This window comes from Candidatus Hodgkinia cicadicola (assembly GCF_002774925.1).
Genome location: NZ_NXGO01000063.1, coordinates 1 through 24,202 on the forward strand (window position 1 = coordinate 1; position 24,202 = coordinate 24,202).

The window sequence follows — 24,202 nt, forward strand, 5'->3', positions numbered from 1 at the left end:
ACATACAACAACTTTTTAAAAATAATTATACCTAATAAGAAAAATTGAAATTTATCCTTAGAATTTTTTTAACAACACAAGTTATACCTAAAAACCCATTGATTAGACTTAATTATTATTAAAATTATATATCTAAACAACAATTTATGTATTGAATTAGAAAAATATATTTACCACCCTTCTATGAAGAATTTCATGGTAGAATATGTTAAAACTAATGGACTTGACGTTGCTATAACAAAAAACAACGTTTGAATCATCAGAAGATATCGAAGTAATCAAAATTTTATAATCTATTCCAAAAAAAAATTAACACATATTTCTAAGAACAATTACTTCAGTGATTGCAAAACAAAAAATCATACTTTACATGATTCTATGATACCATCAAACAATTAAACGTCACAACTACTAATTAGTAAATTAATGTAATTTCCATTTATAAAAATAATTCTCTTTGCTTATCATTTTAAAAAAAAACAAGTAAAACAACGATCAAGCAAATATATTATATCCTAAATTTGTCGAAGCATTAGAATATATTCTATTACTGATTGAAGAAAAAAAGAGAATATATTATGACAAATTATTAAAGGAATTATCTATTATAATGTTATTCCGAATATTTCTAAATTAGTGCATTAAAAGCTAAGCACAACAAAAATTTATATATATGTTGGCTCTAATCGAGAATTAGCCTCCAATTCATTAATAGTATGTTGTTTAGAAATAACATATTTGTTGGTCAAATAATTCATGATACTTCTACTTTTTAAAAAAATCTTTTAAAATATCAACAGAATTAGTTTATCTGATATAGATATAAAGTTCTATCGTAAAGGTAGAGAAAAATTCATAAGATATGTTCAAAAATATGGAAATAAGAAACATTTATCAAATAATAACATTCAATTCATTACAAGTTAATAGTGGTCATAAAAGATGTCGATAAATATTCATTTAAGTTCCTATAATAAATTAAAACTACTATGTAAATTGATGTCAACATTCAGTCATGAAACTAATTCTATCTTAGATGTACTATAAAAAATTATATACCCTCGTCTCTTTTTTATAAGATAATAGACATTACCCTAAAACTTATTAGTTTATATAGACATGTATTAACACATGTTGTAGGTTTAACTATATTCAAAACACTACTGGCAAGTGACATACCAGTTGTTTGAAATTTTAAAAAAAAACAGAATTAAAGCCATATAGCATAATATGAATTGAATAGACAATACTGGATTATTCAAAATTTGATTTGATTAGGCCTTAAAACATTTATAATCATTGATTAAACCATAATGAACATATAATAACCAACCGTATGATTTAGAATGTTATATTGATAACAAAAAAAGTCTTGAACTATATTTGTTAATGGCATGGATATTAGGAATAGTTCAATTAGAAACCAAGAATAAAAGAACATATAAAACATATAAATCTCCTAAGTATTACAGATTTAACTGCACTGATGTAGTATATAGACCTAGAACTGATCAAACATAGATATAAACTTATTCAAATGTAAAATGAAAACGAACAAAACGTACAAGTCTACATCAAGATATAGATGTTATGTTAGATGAAACATATGGAATAATAATATATCAAGAACATATCAAGAACTAGTAATTGTAAATAGCAATAGAAATTGACAACGTACCCATTAGCTAACGCTGATATCTCGATAAGAATAATGATTACACAAAAAAACATCTTAAACACCAACAAAAACATAGAATGATGTCATTGCTAACAAAATAGGTCACAATTAAGCAAATGAAATACTTGATACTATTATTTAGATTTGCAGAATACGGTTTGGCAAATCACATGTAGTCGCTTATAGTTTATTAGCACGTTTAACTACATATTTGATAGCTAATCTTCTATTAGAATTCTACAGTGTTAATATGAACAACAAAATAATGAACTTTGAAAAATATCTATACTATATTATAATTCCATCGATATAAGAATTAATTTCTTTATTATCAAACGTTTGTTTGCCTGTTGATAATTATCTAATATGTTTTCTATTAAGTGTAATAAAAAATTTAAACGACCAGATTATAGGCAGTATTAATAAATCTTAACAACAAAAAAACTACTTAACTTTTATATCAGATTAGATACTAGAATTATAACAAGAACAGTTCTAAAGAGTCTAATTTATTCAAGTGTAACTTAATAGTTTCAAAATCCTGATAGCTTCAAAGTCCTAAGAAAACAATTATGTATCATTAATAAATACCATTGATAACATTTCTGCCGACAAAGCATTGACCCTAATAACTTATTAGGTAATTATATTTCTGACACCAACGAAGAGATATTTTCAGTACTTTATACAAAAACCACTAAATGTTAAACTGTTGTGTATCTAAATGCCCGACTATTAACCTAAATGAAAGAAATAAATTAAATTCAAAAAACTTATGTATTGCGGTTAGTTATAATAAAGATATAATAATCGTCATTATAGTTAACAAAAGACTTAGATATCTTATTTAAATATAAAAAAAATAGAATTAGATAATATTATAAATTAATATCTCAATAAAAATTACCGAAAGACTTATGTTGCTATAAGTTTTGTTCTATTTCAAGTTTTAAAAATAACTAATATTAATAAAGTTATAATAAACTCTTTTTAGATTGCGATAAATCTTTACATTGTTACTTCCCACTTATTTTTTTAGTCATTCTAATATTCTAAATCTATATTGATCTACATTCTATCTAATTTTCTAACAGCCAATACTACACCAACGTTTATAATCTCCAACATATATTTGTTATAAATTTTTAAAACACTTACCTAATTAATATCTGTCCCCATTGATCTTTAATATGTAATAAGTAGAATTAATTCTTCAATGATAATAATATCACCATTACCAATATTCTTTTGTAATAAAACACGTAATTATCATGTATAATAATATAAAATCTTACACATTAATGTACTTATTAAAATTAAAGATACCAATTGTTGATGAATGAACAATTTTGTTGTTGTTTAATTAGAAATCAATAATTTAGATTAATTTATAAGCTTAGATTTTGTTAGTAATAAATAATTACTATTTTCTTATATTATTCTATATATCTTTTTTTAAAAATGGTTCTTAACGAGATGTTAATTTAATAGAATTAATCCATTTCATCGTTTTTTATTTATCTAACATATTAGATGTACTAACATTTTAATAATATTTTCTTAATTTATATTTAAAATATTGCTAATCTTATAAACAATACATTGATCTGATGTTATTTTACTACACTTTATATATATATTGATTATATAAGGTAAATTTATATTATTAATATTAAGATTTAAGCGAAAAATAATATTTTATTTAGATATTAAAGTAATAAGAATTAGTCTGTTATGTTATATACATCAAGATTAATATTAGTATAATTTGTAAACACCCAATTATTCGTCTTAAATAATACTTACGAACATTTCATAGATCTACTGATTCATCCGATATTATTCCATTCGTAAACATTATATTTCTATTATAGTATCTCGGTTGATTCAAACATCTACTATAAATCTAATGACCTTATTTGGTTTTAATCTTACATTCAATGTCAACAAAAGTTATTATTTAAAACTACCTAATCACATAATAGTTCTTATTTTAAATTGCTTATAAAGATCATGGATAAATATTTGTTTTTTTAACTTTATAACAAATTTCAATTTAATTTACGGCTCCATCATGTAGGCATTTGTGTTTAGATGACAATTGACTTCTCTATACGTTGTCTACTATTTAAAAACATGTTAATGGCTTAATAATTTTTTCTCTAACATAACTGATACTAATTTAATCAATATAAGTTCATCATTTTTCGTGTTTGATTGTTTTATAGTTAACATTTACATCCTGTTGTCTTGTTTTATTAATTTTGTTATATATTTAAGATCTATTACTTCCAAATAAGAGTCATTGACTCAATAGTCGTTAACATTTATATCCCTAATTCTTAATAAACTATTTGTAATGTTGTGTATTTGTATGGTATTAATTATAATATTAAAATATTTCAAATATTAATATCTTTATTTTTTATGATTGATTAACAAAAAAAACACTAAGTTATATCTACCAATATTATATCTACAAATTTATTACAACCAACAGGCAAATCAAATCTAAATCTTTATATTTATACCATATAATGTTTATAATATATTAACTAAACGATTCCAAACAAAATATAACAACAGTTATGACATAAATCATGTTGATATTTGATTTAACATCTAAAACAACAAACTTGTTATTGAGATTGAATGTATTAAGATCTTTAAGCAAATTTTTTTGGTTGATTAATCTGTTTTATTTCTCTGTTAATTAATGTTTTTTTGTTATAAATGTATTCATACTTATGTCATTAATTAGATTAAAATATTGATAACAACAAAGTGGCAGTTATCATGATGTGATGTTTAAATAAATATAGATGTTATTCATAAATACATTATTACTTCAATAACTTATAAAAACAAGAAGGTCTTTCAGTGTGACAAACAAGTCCAGTTTGTAATATTAATATGCTAAAAATAAGACAGTTCGAATTACAATCAGTATATATTTCTTGAACTAGATGTAAATCTCCACCTTCCCATCCTTTCAATCAAATAGATTGATCAACACAATTGTAATAATGACAGAATTTTGTTATCAGAGTTAATCTTAAACATAATTCATTTGTATAAGCAAACATAACTACTTCTTTTGAATAAAAATCAATCACAATAACGGGTATTAGATCTAGACAATTCAATTCTAAATTATTCATCTTTAACAACGGTTAACATTTTATTCATTAATATAGGTGATATAACTGATAATCCCTCATTTATAATTATTCCGCTTGTTGAACATATTGATTTAACACCTCTTGCCAACATACAAACATGTTTACAAGATAATTTTAACATTATTGCTTTTGGTCTAATAATATTTTTGATGTAAGTAACAACTTGTTGTGCTAATCTCTCTTGAGTTTGAAGTCTAGTACTATAAAAATTCAAAATATTAATAAATTTAGATAATCCTAAAACCATTGTTGATGGACAATAAACAATATTTACTTGGCCAAAGAATGGCAACATGTGGTGTTCACAATTTGAACTTATAAAAACATTTTTTATGTAAACCAAATCTATATTCGAATTAATATAACTAAAACTTTTATTAACTTTTGGTAATTGTGTTTTATATCCGCAGTACATTTCTCTTAAACTTCTAATAACTCTGATTGGGGTTGATCTTAATCCATTCCTATTTGAATCGTCGCCGACATATTCAATTATTTTTTTTATTATAACCTTATTAGTCATTTTATAAACGTTTATGAAAGATATCATTGTGGTAAGAGCTGGACCTGGAGGTCTAACAGCGGCAATCGAACTAAAAAGATTTGAACCAAAAAATAATATAATAATATTAGAAAAATCTTCAGAAATTGGTGGTCATTTAGTATCTGGAGCTATTATTCAAAGAAATGAATATTACGAGTATATATCTAAATATTCTCTAAAATACAACACGGTGATAACAAACGAAAACATTTGGAGATTAACAAAAAATAATTATTATAATCTAACAAGATTTGCACCAGATGAATACAGAAATAAGGGAAATATTTTAGTAGATATTGGAGAAATTTGTAAAGCATTAGCTACAGAAGCAACCAGAATTGGAGTTAAAATATGTACATGTTGTGCAGTAGATGGATTTTTAAGCTATAAAGATTCGATAGTAGGTTTAATTTTGGCTGGTGGCAACAAAATCAAGAGTGATCATGTTATTATAGCTGAAGGTGCTTGTGGAACCTTAACTGAAAAAATATTTAGACATCATAATATTAAAATCAACAAAAAATATGTACTTGGAATACGAGAAGAAAGAAAATACGAGATCAACAAACCAACAAGTAATAATGTAGGTTCGATATATCATACAATAGGATGACCATCAGATGATAATTCTAATGGCGGTTTTGTTTATTGTTACAAAGATAAAGTTGTAATCGGATATGTAACTTATTTGGATTATTCTAATTGTTATATAAATCCGTACAATGAGTTTGAAAGATTTAAATTACATCCAAAAATATCTGAATTAATAAAGGGAACTGTTAAAACTAAATACAGTGCAAAAATAATAGCAGTTAATGACATGAACAATCCAACGGTTGCATGTTTACATGGATGTACTGTAATAGGTTGTACTCTTGGCTTAATGGATCCGATGAAATTAAAAGGATTACATAATGCCATAATATCTGGTAAGATGGTAGCAGAAAAATATATAACTACAACTACAAAAATGGTCACAAATATAATAGATTATTTAACTGATGCTGATATGATTAACATCTTAAAATATCTAATCAAACAAGTACTATCTTTCAAAAATATGGGACATTGGTTGCTGTTATTTATAAAAAAATCAACAAAATTATATTTTCATGGTTATTAAACTTTAAACTTAAAAACAAATGATTCAATTACAACGAAAAACCACCAGGAGATTGAAATATAAAGGATAACAGGGATAATTCTCTTATGTTTTCCGATATAAACTATGGACTTGGTTCTCATATTAGTGTAACGGATGAAATGAAGCATAAAATATATGATTTGAGATTAAATAACAAGATGAGTAGTAGATTTTGTCCTGCTGGAGTTTTTAGATGGGAAAAACAGTTCAAACATTATGTCTTTAAAATAAACCATAAAAATTGTTTACAATGTAAGACATGTTTAGTAAAAACAGCAGAAAAACAATAGATTGAAATGTGTGTAAAAACGGAGATGGACCTAATTTCATGACTGAAAATTATAAATAAATCTATATAATCGTAATAAAATTATTATTATACCTATTAACTATAGATAAAAAACCAACAGGTTAGTTATATATATAATTTTAGCCATAATATCTGTTACAAAAACCTCATAATTTACATGTTGATATATACATTTATCTAATATATTTTTTTAAATAGATATTTACTTATATACTTATTTAATCATCCATAACATTGCTTATATGTTTACTAAAACAAAAAATAGACCTATTATACTATTATTAATTAGCTGGACAGAGATTTATTTGTTATCAAACTTATGTTAAGATATCTAATTTATATCCATATTTTGGACTTAAAAAAATTTATCTATGTTAATGGTAGTGAAATTTAGAATTTATACTTTAATTGATTAATTTTTGTTATAACGTTGTTAATAGTTAATGATTAATCTGTTAATTAATTAAACATAATGAACATTGATTTATTTATTTTATTTTTAATGTATTGGTATTAAAGTATTATTATTGAAGTATAATTTCAGTATTACTTGTTATTCTTAATCTTCTTAAAAACCAAAAAATCAATAGAACTAACACGTTCCAATACATAACAACATCTGTTTAAATAACTTAGAACCATTAACTAATAAATCTGACATCACTAAATTCAAACAAATAGATTAATTTTAACATTTATCCAAATATGAAATAGGTTTTTTTTGTCTTAGTATATAAATTATATTTCGGTTTTCTATCAATTCAACATGAAGAAAAATAGACTTTATAAACTAGTTTAATCGAATCTTATTTCTGACAATTTACGTATCGATACGGAACTATTAACATCATATTTTATTAGCTTTATTAATTCTGCTTGAAATTTATCAAACTCAAATGTATTAAAATACTTGATTATTTTTCTGTGTCTACAATAAATACTAAATAAGATTTAATGACTATATATTGAAACCAATAATAGTTTTCCGTCAACATTAATACAATTAAAATTTCATAATTTATTTAACGTATTTTTTACATAAAATGATTAAATCCAAACAAATTTTATTTTTTTTTAAGTATTAAGTTCAATGCCAGAAAAATATAATTCTAAGGTACCTAACTCGTTACAAATTAAACAATGAACATTGTGAGTCATTATGTTACCTTTTGTCCTTGACATTTTATTATCTTTTTTAAATCACAAATAATCGAATGAATCAAGATTCTTTCTAATAGAATTCTTTCATTCATTACTATATTTTAAATTAAAATTATCTCTAATCATCCGAAAAATGTTATGTCAATATCTGTAAATACCATATCTCTACTTTATAATAGATTTTAAATTAGATAATCTTATGTAGACAACATAAACATGCCAAATATCAGAGGACTAATGAAAATCAAGTGTCAACACAGATATTTCTCGAATGAATTTTGTTTTAATCTAAACAAGAAAATAGGGAATATCACGCTATTGAATAATATTTTACTTTTGTTATTAAATCATTTATAACTACTTTAGAACCTTGATCATAGTACCGGAAATTTATGTCCTTCATTCTATAAATCCTGAAATACATCATAATTTCAAATTTCAATCCAAATTTATCCTTGAATAATTTTTTATATTCGTCAATAAGAATTTAATTTTCATTAGTTTTTTAAAAACATACCATCAATTACTCAAACATAATTAAACATGTTTATTTTATTAATATACATATCTATTTTCTTTTTTTATATATAACAAATATTTTGTGTCTAATATAAGTCCATTTAATAATTAGCTATTTTAAATCTTTACTAGAAATACATAACAAGTTACAAGAAGTTTCAACAATATCATCTATTATGTTTAAATTATGTTCATGATTGATATTGACTAATATATCGGCATAATTCAATAGACATCGAATCAATTAAAAAATTTGATTTAATTTTAATAAAACTAATATCATTTAAATTAACAATTATCTTTAATACTTGCATCTTAACATCACTTTCTTCCAACATTTTGTAGTTATTTAATATTCACATTCTATTTCATCTACAATTTAGTACCAAAAAATATTATTTAAACCAAATCAACAACCTAATCCCTTTTTATACCTAATTCCATTTCAGATAATGTTGTTTATAACTCATAACTTCATCGTAATAAGTTTTTCTTTGAAATTACCATTCCTCTGGTCCAAAGTTTAACAAAATCATAATTCACTGTAATATTAAATTGATTATCTGCAGTAAATCCCAACTTCATTGATTTTAAAGTCCATATGAACTCTTTGATCTAAAAGATAATTTGTTTTAGACACTTTTCGTTTTTGTTCCAGATTCAAAAGTCCAATGGATTAACAATGGATTAACTTTGTTATAACGATTAGATTAAATACATTTGGTTGTTAAACCTGCATGACCGACTTCTATCAGGTAGTTCATTTTATGTTTCTTTTATAATAAATCTCAAAATAAGAATACTTTCTGTATTACAACATTTAAAATATGTTCGATATGTTAATCTCCTACTATGTTTGGAAGTGACATCACTAAATCAAATCTTTTTTCTTGGACCTGATTGATCTGATTCTATATCCAACGAATCAACATATGACGAGTATATTTGTTTTGTATTCATTTCAATTACCTCAATGTTTGTTTATAACTTTATATTGTTAATTTTTTAATAATTTTTTTAACATAAATGATATTCTTTTGTTGTTATATTAAACATCTTAATACCATATATTAACATATTGACATCTTTAATAAGTAATATATATATATATAAACCGATTAATATTCTATAAACCGTTATTTCTATCTAAGATATTCTATTAATGGAGTATTGCAATGATATTTCAAACGAATACAAATCATAAACTTGTTTAATAATTTATTAACTTCATATGCCGACATGTTATTAATTGTAAAACGAAATTAACTTGAAACTGGGTTGTCAATTATCTATTAAATTAATACTTTTAATTTGAAGATAACCTATATTAAAAATATTTGCATATATATTTCTTGTGATTTAAACTTAATTTTTTTATCGAATAATTTTAGACAAATACATTAATTCAAATGATTATTGAAAACCAGTATTCAGTGTTTATCTGATATACTATTCAAAGAACTTAAGTGTTTCAATTTTATTTTATGTACATCTTCTCCACCCAAAATTAATAGGTTTAAATCGTTGAAGAAATTTTTTCTTGTCGAAACAAATTCCCATATTTGAAACTGAATATAATTTATGATGTTGATAACAAATAATTATTACAGTTTGTTAATTCGATATTTATCTACAAAATGTAGGGCAGGTTGAAAACCATCTACTATTATTGTCATATTTTCTCCCTTGAAATAATAATATAAACCTAATAGGTATCAAAAACCGTCAATAACATTTGACATGTGATTAAATACCAGAGGTGAGATATTTTTTTATAATTCAAATATTATCTAACGTTTAGAATAAAATTATAATCTAAGACCAATAATATTCAATGTAAAAATATCTATTTGATAGTAATCAATACATTTTAGAATGGTAGTTTTTTTATTATAAATCAATAGTTGTTATAAACCACATTAATTTATCTCTGTTATGAGCTTATAATATTATCACATTCATAATTTGTTATACTTTATAAAAAATGTCTAAGATAAATTCTCGACTCATTCAAAATATCTTATAAAAACCAACGTAATCTTGACCCTTGCCAAGATTTGAATAAATATTATAATTTAAAGAAAATATCGAGTATAAATCATGGTTTTGTGTTGTTAAAATAAATTAATAACTTATCATAAATAATATAATGTATCGAATTCTATTCTAAATTATGTTACATTGAACATTTATTATTTAACATCCATGGAATTAATCTAATAATTTTTTCTATTACTATTAATAACAACAACAAAGTAACAACATTGTTATCTGATAATTCTTTATTACCAACAAATGTCATGGTATTACATGAAGATTTTATTTACTTCGATTATATAAATTGAGATTTGATTAGCTTATAGAATTTATCGTGTTGTTATCCAATCTTTAAATCTGATTAAAAATCAGCTATAACAATATTAACAACATATAACGGTTTTTTAACAATAAAGCTAACAAATTAAATACTAGTATCCAATGTTATATTTTATATATAATTAACTGTAATATCAATAGAAATTTAATCTTTATACCAAGAAATTCATCTAATTAGATGATCTATTTGTATCGAAACGTTCACATAACTGATTTAGATATAAATTAAAATTTAATACCGATTAACAGCATTGTTAGGTACTACATTTTGAAATACTTACAGAAGAAAGATATTTATTCTTAAACTAATTAATAGTATTAAATTATTATGTCTTAATTAAATGTTATCATACCAAAATTATGAATTAATTTTAAAAGTAATAACTTTCAGTCATTCCAGATTTGCTAATAGAAATAAATTTATTACAAAACAATATAGGTATTAATGTATAAACATATATATGTATTGGTCGTTGATGAAATCATTTAGTATATATAAACAGAAGATAAAAACCAACAACCATAGTTAGATTCTCTATATTGTGTTAATAAATGTGTTTATGATTGATATAATGTTAAGGTTTTGTAGTTTAATTAAAAAAACATGTACTTGATAAGTGCAAAAAAAATTGGCAGTTCGATATTGTTCTAAGTCTATCATGGAATATAGTCAAGGTAGGTTTGGGCATCGGGTTTTTGGTATCGATATCTTTAATTCAATTCCAAGTATTCCTATTTTTTATTAAATCCTATGTAAATCACATTCTAATCTATTTTTTTATCTAAACGATTTCCATTATCATTGGTTTGCCCTTGAGTTTTTATTGAAATTAGCGGCTCTTCATGTATGAAACACATCTGATTGATTCTAAGCACAAATATTTTGAAGAAAATTATATGAAACTTGAACATCTGGTATTAAATTAATAATTTGATTGATATTTCACAACAAAATAGGACTCAATTTTATGTTATTATATGTGGTATCTCATAAAATTATTTTGTTTATTCTTCTTAGTGCTGGTTGTACTACATGGGAACTAGTAAACTAATTATTATTTAATATTTTTTTCTTAACTAATAAGTTTTTCCATATTACAACAAATATATCTTGTGTTAACACATATATAGACGTTTGAATTACTCAATGTTAATCTTAATAATCAGCTTCATTTAGGTAATATAAATTTAATATGTTGGCCATAAACTTCTAACCGTTTGTTCGACAAATTTAGAACTTTACAAACAACTTATTAGTAATTATTTTTAATCCTATTCAATCGTTGTTAATTTTATCTAAGTGTCAACATATAAATATATCTTTAATACTTAAACTATTCCACATAGACTTATAACCGATAACTTTGGATATTTAATATTGAATATAGATTTATTTTCTTAGACTTTTACGGAAGAATTATTCATTGCAGTCCATTTAACTATCAGTTTTAAATGTCATTATCTTGATCAACTTCTGGGATCGGCTTTGTTTTCGATATTAAACCTAAATTCCTATATCGCTTTACTTCTTTACATAATTTTCTATGGATTTTTTTGTTTAATTTAGTTACTTTTCTTGACATAATTTCACCGTAATCTGTAATATAGTTTTGTAAAATAGTTATATTCTTATATCGATCAATAGGTTGTAATAACCAAGGTCATTTCAATTCTTGTAAGAAAATACCACAAGACTCATTAGAACATCTAGAGATATTTTCATTCTGTTCTACCATATTTATATCTTTCGATAATTTATATTCTGATAATTTGTTAACAACATGTACCGTTGGTTTCTTATCAGTTCTATTTAATTTAACAGAAAACAGATGCCATCTTGTTATTAAGCCATCAAATCTTATGGACTGTTTGATCCGTTTTAAAACACAAGTTGTTAACACGAATTGTGTATCAACGATAAAATGTAAATATCATGCCAACATTGTACTGGTATTCAGGTTGTTTCTTCATGTTTTAATAATAAATGCTTTAATTCTTAATTTATAGAGAATATCTATTACTGTTGAAATAAATGTTTCAATTCTATCAGCATCAAACGTTGGCAACAAAATAACAATTAATTCATATCTCTTCATGTTATCTGTTTCCAACGAGATCGGGTTATTGAGCATTGTATCGAATGTTTTATAGGAATTTATTCCCGATTTAATTAAAGTTATGTTTGATTTTGTACCAAACAGATACTATTTAACAGTTAATGTCCGAAATAAACGTTTATAGATCAGTTCTTTATCTTTAACTTTTAAAATATACACCGTTTATGGATTAGTTCTAATTACTTTTGTTATACTAAGTTGTAAAAAAAAAGAAGAAACGAACAAGTATTATGTTATTAGATATGAATAATTGGTTGTATTAAATTAAACACTGAAGTATCAATTAGATTTGATCAAGTCAGGAAATCCAAACAGTTTTATACCTATTTTAAGACCAAAACCATTAGACACAATAAAGTTAGCATGACAATGATTATAGATAAATCATACTTGCAATAAAATAAATGTTTAAATAATATTTCTCAATTAAACCTTATATACATCACTGTTACTACGTATAATTCAAACTTGAAACAAACAAAATCATTGACAATAGGTCTAATAAAATTTTGAATTTAATTATGTTCTTACTATTTTAAAGAAAAACCAAAATGAATAAATGTTAAAGTCATGAACTTATACTTCATTTGAAAATTACAATGTTTAATTGCCATATATTTATTTTTATACTTATATAAAGATTTAAACAACAAATTAAACATTAACGACATCATAAGATCAAAAGATATGAGAATGAATTGATTCACATCACGATTCTAACAAACACCTATATGGTTGTTCTTTATAAGAATTCACGAGAATTAACAGATTAGCAATTTTGTTGTATGTTTAATGCATGTTTTTAAAAGTAGGATTTATTTTAATATATATATATATATAAAACGACAAGATGTTCAATTAAACTAGGAAAACGCTTGTTATTAATATAAGAATACCATCAGAAAAATATAATTTAATCTCTTGGGATTGAGATAAATAGTAACTAAAAAAAAGATAATCATTGATTTAATAAAATAAAAACCATTAAAATTACTAACAAAATGTTGTAAGAAATGAATTCTATTTTAATTAGAGGCTTAATATCAACATGGATATATAATAAATTTAAGTATTCTATCGATGAGTTTAATCATAACTAATTATAAAAGATATGACTTATTATTAATAAATCGTGTATTATTTTTGATTTTTTGTTTAAATAAGCAGTAACCAACATATTAATTAAAAATTTGAACAGAAATATTAATATTAATGTTAAGAAACAAGTCAAAATATAAAATTGTAAGATAAAAATAAATCCAAACGTTTAAGTTTATATATAAAAACTGAATCATCAAGATAATTAGTTAACTAAAAACATAAACATAAAGTATTTTAAAAATTTATATTTAGCCACTATATAAGATTATAGAAGTTCATAAAATAATATTGGAAATATTAGGAAAGAATATAATAAACAATGGATAAAATCTTTAAAAATTATATCGTTCCTGCTTACACAAATAGATTCACAATACATAGGACATTTGTATGAACTAATTGTTGATATATTTTTAAAAACTGTTAACTTATGATACAAAACAAGATTGATTGTTTGATCTGATGATCATGAAACAAAACTTTTGTAAAAAAATACAATAATTGTGGTAGTTTTCTAACTAAAATAAGTAATCTTAACTCTAATGAGCTGCTTGTAAAAAAAATAACGTTTTAAAATTAAAAATATGATAAACAATTGATCATTTATCATTGTATGACTATCACATAAGAACCATATGTTATAAATTCTCTTTAATTAAAGGAATAAAAGAACTTAATACTCTAAAATATACTACTGCGGTTGGCAGTTATCTATAAGTGAAGTTTTATAATTACAACGTTGTTTAATTACTTCATAGTAAACATATTTATCACCAACGGCCAAGCAGTAGAGTAAATTGAAGAAGGTAGTATATTTATAAATTATAACTTAATTAAAAAAACAATTAGAGCAGAAAAACCGATATAAAAGCCTCAATGCTGTTTAAAAACCATTAGTTAATATTAAGAATATTTGTATTTTAGAAGAAAACTGTTAAGTTATGATATTAGATTGAAATCTAAATTCCAACTTATTATATATTACAAGTATTGAATAATGTATATACATTTACTTATTTGAGTCCAAAATAAACAAATAGGATCTATATAGTTGGAAAAAAAAGATGTAATTCGGTTTCATTTAACATATTATGTTATTTTGTTGTTAGTATTTAATATAAAATTATCACGATATATATATATCAACGTCAACACTGAAAGTACAAAGAAAAGAAACTTATACTAAGAGTTTAAATAGGAAAACCATAATTTAGAAGAAATTACTCAAAATATTTAAATATGTTGTTACTATGTTCTATAAGTTGTCTAGGGATATTGAAATAATAATAGTTTGGATATTAACAAAAATAAAGAATCAGATCTAATCAAGAACATTGAGAAATTTAGTTAAACACTTATCAAGATTGATAAAATTACACGGATCTAAGATCAAACAAATTATAGTAAGCGATTAATTGTTATATTTACATACTAAACATTTTAAAACAATAACAAAAAATTATTAAATCCTATTTAAATTAAACATAATATTAAACATACTAATAGGTTAATTGATGCTGATGTAATAATTGGTATTAATTAATATATTTCTAATTATAAGATAAACCCAACAAAAATGTTAGACATAAAACTAATGTATATACATATATTTATATCTTACCGCTTACATCATAATTTTTATTAAAAACTTGTTATTGGTGATTAAGTCAATGTAATAATTTATAAAATGTTTCATTTAAGATTGGCAATACATGCCAATTTGTTAAAAACCAATGACAAAACATAATAATTTCAATATTCTACATTATAATTAGATATTTCTTATGGACGTTGTTATTAACACTTGTATTAGATTAGATACTATTAATATTATTACCAATAAACTCTTAAAAAAGTTATATGTTTTATATTTATGTTTGTTAGTTCCTTATGAACAATACTATTAATCAAATAATTCATATGTTGAACTTATACTTATTTAAATAAATTATCTAATCAAAAGAAACATTAAGTAAGATATAATTATATATTTATAGTATTTAGAATATATACCTCTATGATTTCCTATTTTTTCTTTAAAAAATTATGAGTATTAATCAGAAATATTAAAATTATTAGTAACCACACTACAGAAATGTACTATTCAGGTTGATTGAATATTTTTATATCTTTGAAGGTTTTATAATTTAATTAATAAAATGTTATGGTCTTATTTATCTAAAAACTCAATAGTATCTTTGATGTTATATATATATTTATATATATTTGATAAGTTAGAAGATATATATTCTAATTAGGTGATTAGAGTTTTTTTGGTTAGTATTTATTACAAGTTATTTAACTATACTTAAATACTTTCTCGCTGCTTGTTGTTTTAACATATTTATATTTGTTTTGATTAATTGGCTTTATTTCTAATAACTTCTTATGTTATGATGTGGTAAATTTAATTTATCCTTATACAATACAACACTAATCAAATATTGTGGTCATACTTATTATAAGTTTTAGTTTTAATCTATTATTTTATTAGCTAATAACTATTATAGATTGGATTTATTGAATTAAATTGTTGTAATCAATGAATTATCTTATACAATTCTTAATTATTGGTACAACAGTCGATGTATATAATTCCAATCATTTATTAATGACTAATAATAATTTTGTAACTTTTGATTGTTTAGTTTATTCTTTTTATATTAAAAAATTAATATGTATTATTTAATGCATAGAATTATTATTTTTATGTTAATTCATTATATTCTCATATAGTATTACTTTAAAAGTCTAATTTTATCTTAAAATAATTTCAATACTATATGTCAGTACCAATATTAAACTTATTTAGAAAATAAAAATATCAAACATCTAGTGTGTTTATATAATACTTTAAAGTTAGTTACAAACATAAGGATTAGTCTTTAAGATCTAACATATCATAGATTGAAATAAGTGCTTAGATTATCATCTTGATCATACATTAAACAAAAGTGTTAAAAATATTAGTATATATTATGGATTCCTGTTTTTTTTAAACTATTAATTCTTATCTCTTATTTACAATACTGTTTATAAGCTTAAAATTTACTTCGTATTTAGAATTTATTATAAATTTTCAAAAATAAACAACAACTTATTACAACGTTTGATCTTTTATATCAAAACTTTGATTACTTCTATTGTTTTGATGTTTATAGTACCACATTAACTAAATAACAAATCAATTCATGTCTTTGTTGTTATAATTATCATCAAATTAGAGAACATATAATCATCTATCGGCTTATTAATTTCAATATAACATACCGCCTTAGATTTATGATTAGCGAACAATATCTAATTTACTTCAAGTTTCGGATGTTTTCGGTGATAATAAAATGATGTTTGGGGGTTTTTGTTGAATTACTTAAATAAAAATTATAATAATACTCAACTTAAAAGAGCATTTATATTCTAATTACTAATAATTTAACGATTTCACCTCTAATTATAATTAGTTTAACATGTTTTCTTGAATTAACTGTTTTACCACAACAAATCAATCCCTTTTATAAATAAATATCAATATCATTTTAATTTCTTACTTTCTGATAAATCATTTGGGTGTTGGTTTAAATATAATATAAATTGAACAGTTTATTATCTTTATTCAAGCGGTTTCTTCTTTTTTAAAAAATAAAAGGATATGTTATATATGAGATGAAACTAGCAAGTCATATTAAGTTAACAAATAAACATTTTGTAAGGTGAAATTAGTAGAAAATTAAATCAAAGGAAAAGCTGTAAGAAGTAAATAGAATTAGAAAAAACACAACAACGAATACATGGTAATAGATGTTGGTTTTAGATCTTGATGTTGAATTTTATAAAAGTGATAATATGGAATTATAATTCATTTAAAACTAATCAACGAATAGATATTCGTATTAAAGAACTTTACTTCAAAAAAAAACAGAAGACACATTAGTATTCTAGAAGAGGATTAGGTTTCGAAAAGTTTTGAACCATAATTACAACAGGCATGTAAATAATAATTTGTTAATCCTTGGACACTGTTATAACCCAACGTTGTTGAAGAGTACATGGTTAAAGTGTTGTTTTTGTTGGCTTCCTAATTCAGCAGGTAAGACATCAATGTACAGTTAAGTAGATTAGATAGATATAAATTTAACAAAATAGATAGAGAAGAAAATCTTTTAACACTAAAAAACATCCAAGTGATAATCAAAAAAAATATATATATAAGTATTGAACAAAAAAATAAAATATAATACTTAATAAGAGATATTTGGTTTTAAAAAAGTTGTTAATAAGTTTACAGATGCCAAAATATATGTTAATTTAGGATAAAAGGATGATGTTATTGATTTACAATGACATAGAATGACTATGGCATGTTGAGATTATTATGAACGTTGTTATCAGCAACTAAATATTAACAGAATGTAATGGTAAATCGGAAATTAAAGACATCTTGTTATCAAAATGATGTGGATCCAGTTACATTGGATATAATGTTTCAAGCTTGGAGGTTGTTTTAGATATTAATAACTATTATTTTAATGTAAAATTATTAAAAAAGTAGTAATAAATGTGTATTAAATTCAATTATTAGTATAAGAAGAACAAATAAACATCTGATTTAGAACCGACAATTAGGTACCATTGATGTTGTTAAGTTGGTATCAAATACCATCAACATCCTTTAAAAAAGAAAATGTGTTTGAATTTAGGCTTATAAGGAACCAAATGTTTTAATTTTGTTAAAATAAATGAAGGTAGAATCGATATGAGAATTAATATCTAAGATTAAAAAGTAATTTGGTTGTAGTATCGTTACCATGGGATTATATATGGAAATTTAATTATTCAATAAGATTATTATGGTAATATTTACAAATTGATTTAAATCGTTATGTGGATAAAAAATAATATTCGGATTTGTGATTACGATCCTGTTGCCAACAAAATAAGCTTAGTTCTATTAAAAATTAATAAAATCAGTTTAATTGCCATAGAAAGATGGATTATTATTTTAAAATATATGCTTGATGTAAATATATGTATTTATCTTTATATATCAGATATATAATTTGATTAATAATTTATCATTAATAGTAATAACGTTTTAACTAGTTTTCAATATTAGTATTAAAATTAATATTTTGTTAATCTTAAACAACTATACATCTGTTTGGTGTTAATGAATTTTTTATTATAATTTACAACACAGGGTAATAACATTTTCACTTACGTTAATTCTCATCCAGATTTGTTAGAATTTTTATGAGAGTTTATAATTATCTCCGTTTTTACATTGTTATGTTGTTTTTAGTATAACATATTTAATTATCAATAAGATATTATAACTATATGGTAATTGTTATGGGTAATTAACTCAGTGGCAGAGTGTTTCGTTTACACCGAAGAGAACAAGGGTTCGATTCCCTTATCGCCCATATCGATGTTGGTGGTTTCAATGAAGCAGGAAACAAAATCCAAGTAAATGGATGAATCCTATATAAAATGAGTTTATTTGTTGTTATAATGATTAAAATCAAGGAAAATAATAAGTTAAGTAGATTATTTTATGATAAAATTAATAGTAAGATAGGGATTTATTCGGCCGTTTAGTTGATAAAAGTATCAAACGTTGGCTATGAATGTTATCCTTTAATAGATTAATAAGATTTTATCTGGAGTTTAGAACCATATTTATATGACTCAACAACATTATCATGATTTTATTAGCATAGTTTTGAATATCTTATGTTTGATAATAATTCAGTTATAAACAATTATAGAGATAAACCAACGAAATAAGAGGTAATAAGGATAATAAATCTTATTTATATTACCTAAAGATTATTGGTGTAAAAACTAGGACTATAAATGTTGTTAAATCAGTTATAAAACAGGATCTTGTTGTTTATCTAAGTTATTGGTTGTATCTGAATCTGGATGACCGAATAATTCTGCTAACTCGTATAATGACTGAGATTTGTTATCAAATAATTCGGTTGACATATATCTTTCTGCGGATGATGGAACCATTATTAATATTTTTTTCAAAGGATTGTTGATAATCTCACCTAATTTCATTCCAGCACATATTGCTGCTCCTGAAGATAAACCTACTGCTATTCCCTCTGTATTTGCCATGATTCTGGCATATTCAATCGCTTCATGGTCTTTTGCTCTGAAGATGTAGTCAATAAGTTTAATATTTAAAATCTTTGGAAGAAAACCAACGCCTATACCTTGAATTCCATGAGACTGTACTTGTTTTCCTGATAGAACAGATGCTTTCCAAGGTTCAACAGCAACAATTGAGGTATTTGATTTCTTGTTTTTCTTTAATACTTCTCCAACACCCGTGATAGTACCTCCTGTTCCAACACCAGAAACGAAATAATCTATTTTCTTTACTGATTTAGTTATCTCTTTTGCCGTTGTTTTCTTATGGATATTAACATTAATCTTATTTTCAAACTGACATGTCATTACTGCATTTTTAATTTGATCTGTAAGTTCCTTAGCTGTTCTAATAGCTTCTTCTATTCCTTCTGATACAAACACAATGTTTGCACCTAACAAATCTAACATATTTGTTTTTTCGTCTGAGATACTTTCTGGAACTACTATCAAACAGTTTAAGCCCTTACGGGCAGCAACAGCAGCAATACTGATACCAGTGTTACCGGAACTTGCTTCAATTATAACTGTATCTTTATTGTATTTGTTTCGTTTTCAAGCATCTTCAACCAAAGCTTCGGCAATTCTATCTTTAACAGAACCAAAAGGATTTAAATATTCTAACTTGGCATAAAGTTGAGTTTTAATATTATACTTTTCTTCTATTTTCTTTAATCTTACTATCGGAGTATTACCAGTAACTTCTGTTATTGAAGAGTATACTTTTTTAGTTCCCATCATTCTTCGTTATATTCAGATAAATTGTTGTTATATAATTAAAAATAAATAAACTCCACATATCGTGTTATATTAGTAGTAATATATATGTTTGCTAAGGATTTTATTTGAATTATTAAGAACCATATGTTGTAAGTTTATTTCTATTGTATAACACATAATTTATAATAATATTTCGATTTACAATCAAAGTATTTATATTTTTAAATCAGTTAACCAATGATTTGGTTTTAATTATTACTTTTAAGTTGACTAACATATGATTTTTCGTATACAAAATCTTGTGGATTGTTGGTTGCACCTTCGATGTATCCCAATGTTTTCAATAGATTTGTTACATCGAATATCATTTGTTGTGATCCACAAATCATAAATCTGTCCATCATGTTAAAATTGTATATCATTAAATCAACTATAATCGTTCCTGATTTTATCAATCATGTTATTCTGCCAGTATATGGATATGGTTCTTGAGTTATACTTAAATAAAATCTTAGTTTATTCCTTGCAAATGGTCTAATATGAGATTGGTTTGTTAATTGTTTGATTTTATCGTTGAAGAATTGTAATTCTCGCGAATATCTGCATGTCAAAACTATTATTACCTCGTTGTATTTGGTGTAAGTCTCATGATTAAATATTATACTAATGAATGGTGCTATTCCTGTACCTGTACAAAGTAAAAACAAACGTTTACCTGGTTTCAAAGCTTCTAGAACCAAAGTACCTGTTAGTGTCATTTTAATGATAATTGAGGTTTTTGTTGTTATTTTATGTAAAAAGGTAGTAAAGAGTCCGTTCGGTACTTTAACTGAATAAAATTCTAAGGTATCACTCCACGTTGGACTACATATTGAATAAGCTCTAAATATTAATTCACCTCTAATTATCAATCCTATCATTATAAACTCACCGGGTTTAAATCTTAATTTATTTGGTCTTGCAGTTTTGAAGCTAAACAAAGTGTTAGTATAATGTTTAACAGATAATACCCTAACCAAGACATATTCGTTTGATAGTTCGAATTTATTGTTCATTTTTATATTATAATAACATTAGTTTTTAACAACAAGTAGTTCAAATAACATTTGTTATAATTGTATCTAACATAAGACATATATTTGTTATAAATTTTTAGGTAACTTGATTTTGTTTCTAGCTAAACATTGGTATGTTTTTTCAAATCTATCCTTTTTTAGTTTCTTTATAAGTTTATCTAATCATCTTACAATTCCTATAACCTTAAATGCTGGTACAGCCTTGCATAAAACACGAGCTAATATTCCGTTTGGTCCATCGCCACCAATTAGGATTTGATAATATTCCCTACCCGATTTATTAACTCCAACGATACCAATATCAAACAATTGGTGTTGACTACATGAGTTTTGACAACCGGATATTCGGATCTTAAGGTTTGTTTTTAATGTTGACAGTTTCTTTGCTAAAAATATAGATCTAGTATTGGCTTTTGTGCAATAATCTAAACCTGGACAACATGCTATATTGTTTGGTATAAACCTCTTACATATTTGAAATACTTTTTTCATATTTACAATACAAACATATGGAAGTAACAACGTTTGTGATTGTGTTAGTCTTATCTCATTTAGGCAATAAAGCTGAACCATCTTACATATAACATCAACCTCACCAGCCAATACATCTCCTGGAGCACCTATTCCTGAATTACAACTGAGTTCTACATGTCTAAAGTTCAGTTGTTTGTTTGGAAACGTTCAAGTATTAAATCATGTTTCAAATTCTTTGGAATTATCTCATTCTATTGTATCAATATTTCTAACTCTTATGTCTTGAGGACATTTCGGAGGTGTGGCTGTTTTTATTCTTTTAAATCCATGTGTTAACTTAATCAATTCAGCCTTTCCTACTTCTTCAACTAAATGTTTTATCCTAACCGGACGTTGTTTGTTTATACCAAATATCCTATATACTTCAAGAAGAGTGGCAATCCAACTAGAAACATATTCCTTTTCTAAACTTATGAACTTAATACCTACCTTTGGTTCTTTTCCTAATCCACCTCCAACAGTCACATATATCCGTTTATCCATTAATCTTAGACCAATGTCATTGAAAGCTCCTGCGTTGTTATCTGTAATGTTACCTCTAACACTGATCTTAACTTTTTTGGGTAAATCTATTAATCTTTCATTTAACATAAATTGATTATAAAGTTCAGTCATTAAGTCTGTTATATCTGTTTGTTCGTCAAGACCGATTCCATGTTTTGGATTACATGTTATTTGCCTAACACAATTACCTGCAGTATGAGCACTTCAAAGTCCAACTTTTGTTAACGCATTCATTATCTGAGGTGTATCTCTCAATTGTATTCAGTTAAATTGGACACTTTGTCTGGTAGTAACATGAAAATATCATCTATCATATTTTTGACTTGCTATTGACAATGCATATAATTGGGTAGCATTTAATACACCACACGGTACTGCAACTCTTAACATATAACTGTGAAGTTGTAAATATACTCCATTAAGGAGTCTAATTGTTTTGAATTCTGAATCACTCATTAATTGACTTGTCCATTGGATAAGAGAAACAAAATATTTTCCAGCAAATTCCCTTATCATTGCAAGGAGATTTCTTTGTTTATAATTTTTAACTTCAAATTATCAATGTAAAAATTTTGGTTTACTATTTCATTTCTTTTACTAATTAATAAATAACTCCATAAATTACGATTATAAATACTTTCAAATACCACTAAGTTCTTCTTATTAGTTTTCGAATGTGTTACAGTATAATTTATTCTTTTCTTAATCATCAAATTTAATACGATTTATTTGAAGAATTTGAATGTTTCATTCTTCATAAGTGAGTAACCAATTCTATATTTATAGATTTTATATTTAAACCAAACAAAAAAGGATATTAGTTGTTGAAAGTGACCATCCAACGATTTATTCTATATAATGTATTAAATGTATTTGTTATAATTTTGAAAGATAAATATATGTCTATAAAGTATTATATTTTAACACCAATTTAATAATAACATCTTCAATATTATCATTTTTTAAAAACTTAAGTCTTTGTTGTTTTCTGTTAGATAGGTTTTTGTTTATGTTTTATAATTAACATCAATGATTTGTTTAGTACTTTCAGTATACTACTTATTGATTCGAATTATA

At 24.0% G+C, this 24,202-nt stretch carries 11 protein-coding genes and 1 tRNA gene; 3 read left to right on the plus strand and 9 right to left on the minus strand.

Going from position 1 to position 24,202, the window contains the following annotated elements:
• Nucleotides 1–4,521 precede the first annotated feature (4,521 nt).
• Nucleotides 4,522–4,839, minus strand: coding sequence for a phosphoribosyl-AMP cyclohydrolase (locus MAGTDC_RS02650; RefSeq protein WP_278046954.1), 318 nt, complete (start codon nucleotides 4,837–4,839; stop codon nucleotides 4,522–4,524).
• Nucleotides 4,832–5,383: a GTP cyclohydrolase I gene (locus tag MAGTDC_RS02655; RefSeq protein WP_192573135.1), complete on the minus strand. Its 552-nt coding sequence runs from the start codon at nucleotides 5,381–5,383 to the stop codon at nucleotides 4,832–4,834. The genes MAGTDC_RS02650 and MAGTDC_RS02655 overlap by 8 nt, the downstream gene beginning before the upstream one ends.
• A 13-nt stretch (nucleotides 5,384–5,396) precedes the next feature.
• Here MAGTDC_RS02655 and MAGTDC_RS02660 point away from each other — a divergent pair, with 13 nt between their 5' ends.
• A complete protein-coding gene (locus MAGTDC_RS02660; protein WP_146656929.1) occupies nucleotides 5,397–6,527 on the plus strand; it encodes an NAD(P)/FAD-dependent oxidoreductase in 1,131 nt (376 codons plus the stop codon).
• Nucleotides 6,528–6,613: 86 nt separating this feature from the next.
• Nucleotides 6,614–6,838 (plus strand): 4Fe-4S dicluster domain-containing protein, encoded by a 225-nt coding sequence (locus tag MAGTDC_RS05955; protein WP_414173063.1) that lies wholly within the window; start codon nucleotides 6,614–6,616, stop codon nucleotides 6,836–6,838.
• A 1,094-nt stretch (nucleotides 6,839–7,932) separates the two neighbouring features.
• Here the strand turns inward: MAGTDC_RS05955 and MAGTDC_RS04830 are convergent.
• From MAGTDC_RS04830 to rpsR, 4 genes are all read right to left on the minus strand, one after another.
• Entirely contained in the window at nucleotides 7,933–8,145 is a 213-nt protein-coding gene (locus MAGTDC_RS04830) for a hypothetical protein (protein ID WP_192573136.1), read from the minus strand.
• Nucleotides 8,146–8,723: 578 nt separating this feature from the next.
• On the minus strand, nucleotides 8,724–8,873 hold the full coding sequence (locus tag MAGTDC_RS04835; RefSeq protein WP_192573137.1) for a hypothetical protein: 150 nt from the start codon (nucleotides 8,871–8,873) through the stop codon (nucleotides 8,724–8,726).
• A 430-nt stretch (nucleotides 8,874–9,303) separates the two neighbouring features.
• Complete coding sequence (locus MAGTDC_RS02670) at nucleotides 9,304–9,498, minus strand: hypothetical protein (protein WP_146656931.1); 195 nt, start codon at nucleotides 9,496–9,498, stop codon at nucleotides 9,304–9,306.
• 2,864 nt (nucleotides 9,499–12,362) lie between these two features.
• A complete protein-coding gene (gene rpsR, locus MAGTDC_RS02675) occupies nucleotides 12,363–13,046 on the minus strand; it encodes a bS18 family ribosomal protein (protein ID WP_146656932.1) in 684 nt (227 codons plus the stop codon).
• Nucleotides 13,047–19,483: 6,437 nt separating this feature from the next.
• Between rpsR and MAGTDC_RS02680 the strand changes: the two genes are divergently transcribed.
• A tRNA-Val gene (locus MAGTDC_RS02680) sits at nucleotides 19,484–19,555 on the plus strand.
• A gap of 448 nt (nucleotides 19,556–20,003) precedes the next feature.
• Here MAGTDC_RS02680 and MAGTDC_RS02685 read toward each other — a convergent pair.
• The 3 genes from MAGTDC_RS02685 to MAGTDC_RS02695 form a co-directional block, all read right to left on the minus strand.
• A complete protein-coding gene (locus MAGTDC_RS02685) occupies nucleotides 20,004–21,029 on the minus strand; it encodes a PLP-dependent cysteine synthase family protein (protein WP_146656933.1) in 1,026 nt (341 codons plus the stop codon).
• A 230-nt stretch (nucleotides 21,030–21,259) separates the two neighbouring features.
• The gene (locus tag MAGTDC_RS02690) at nucleotides 21,260–22,066 is read right to left on the minus strand and encodes a ferredoxin--NADP reductase (RefSeq protein ID WP_146656934.1); all 807 of its coding nucleotides are present in this window, start codon (nucleotides 22,064–22,066) and stop codon (nucleotides 21,260–21,262) included.
• Nucleotides 22,067–22,153: 87 nt separating this feature from the next.
• Nucleotides 22,154–23,641, minus strand: coding sequence for a nitrite/sulfite reductase (locus MAGTDC_RS02695; RefSeq protein ID WP_146656935.1), 1,488 nt, complete (start codon nucleotides 23,639–23,641; stop codon nucleotides 22,154–22,156).
• Nucleotides 23,642–24,202: the final 561 nt, after the last annotated feature.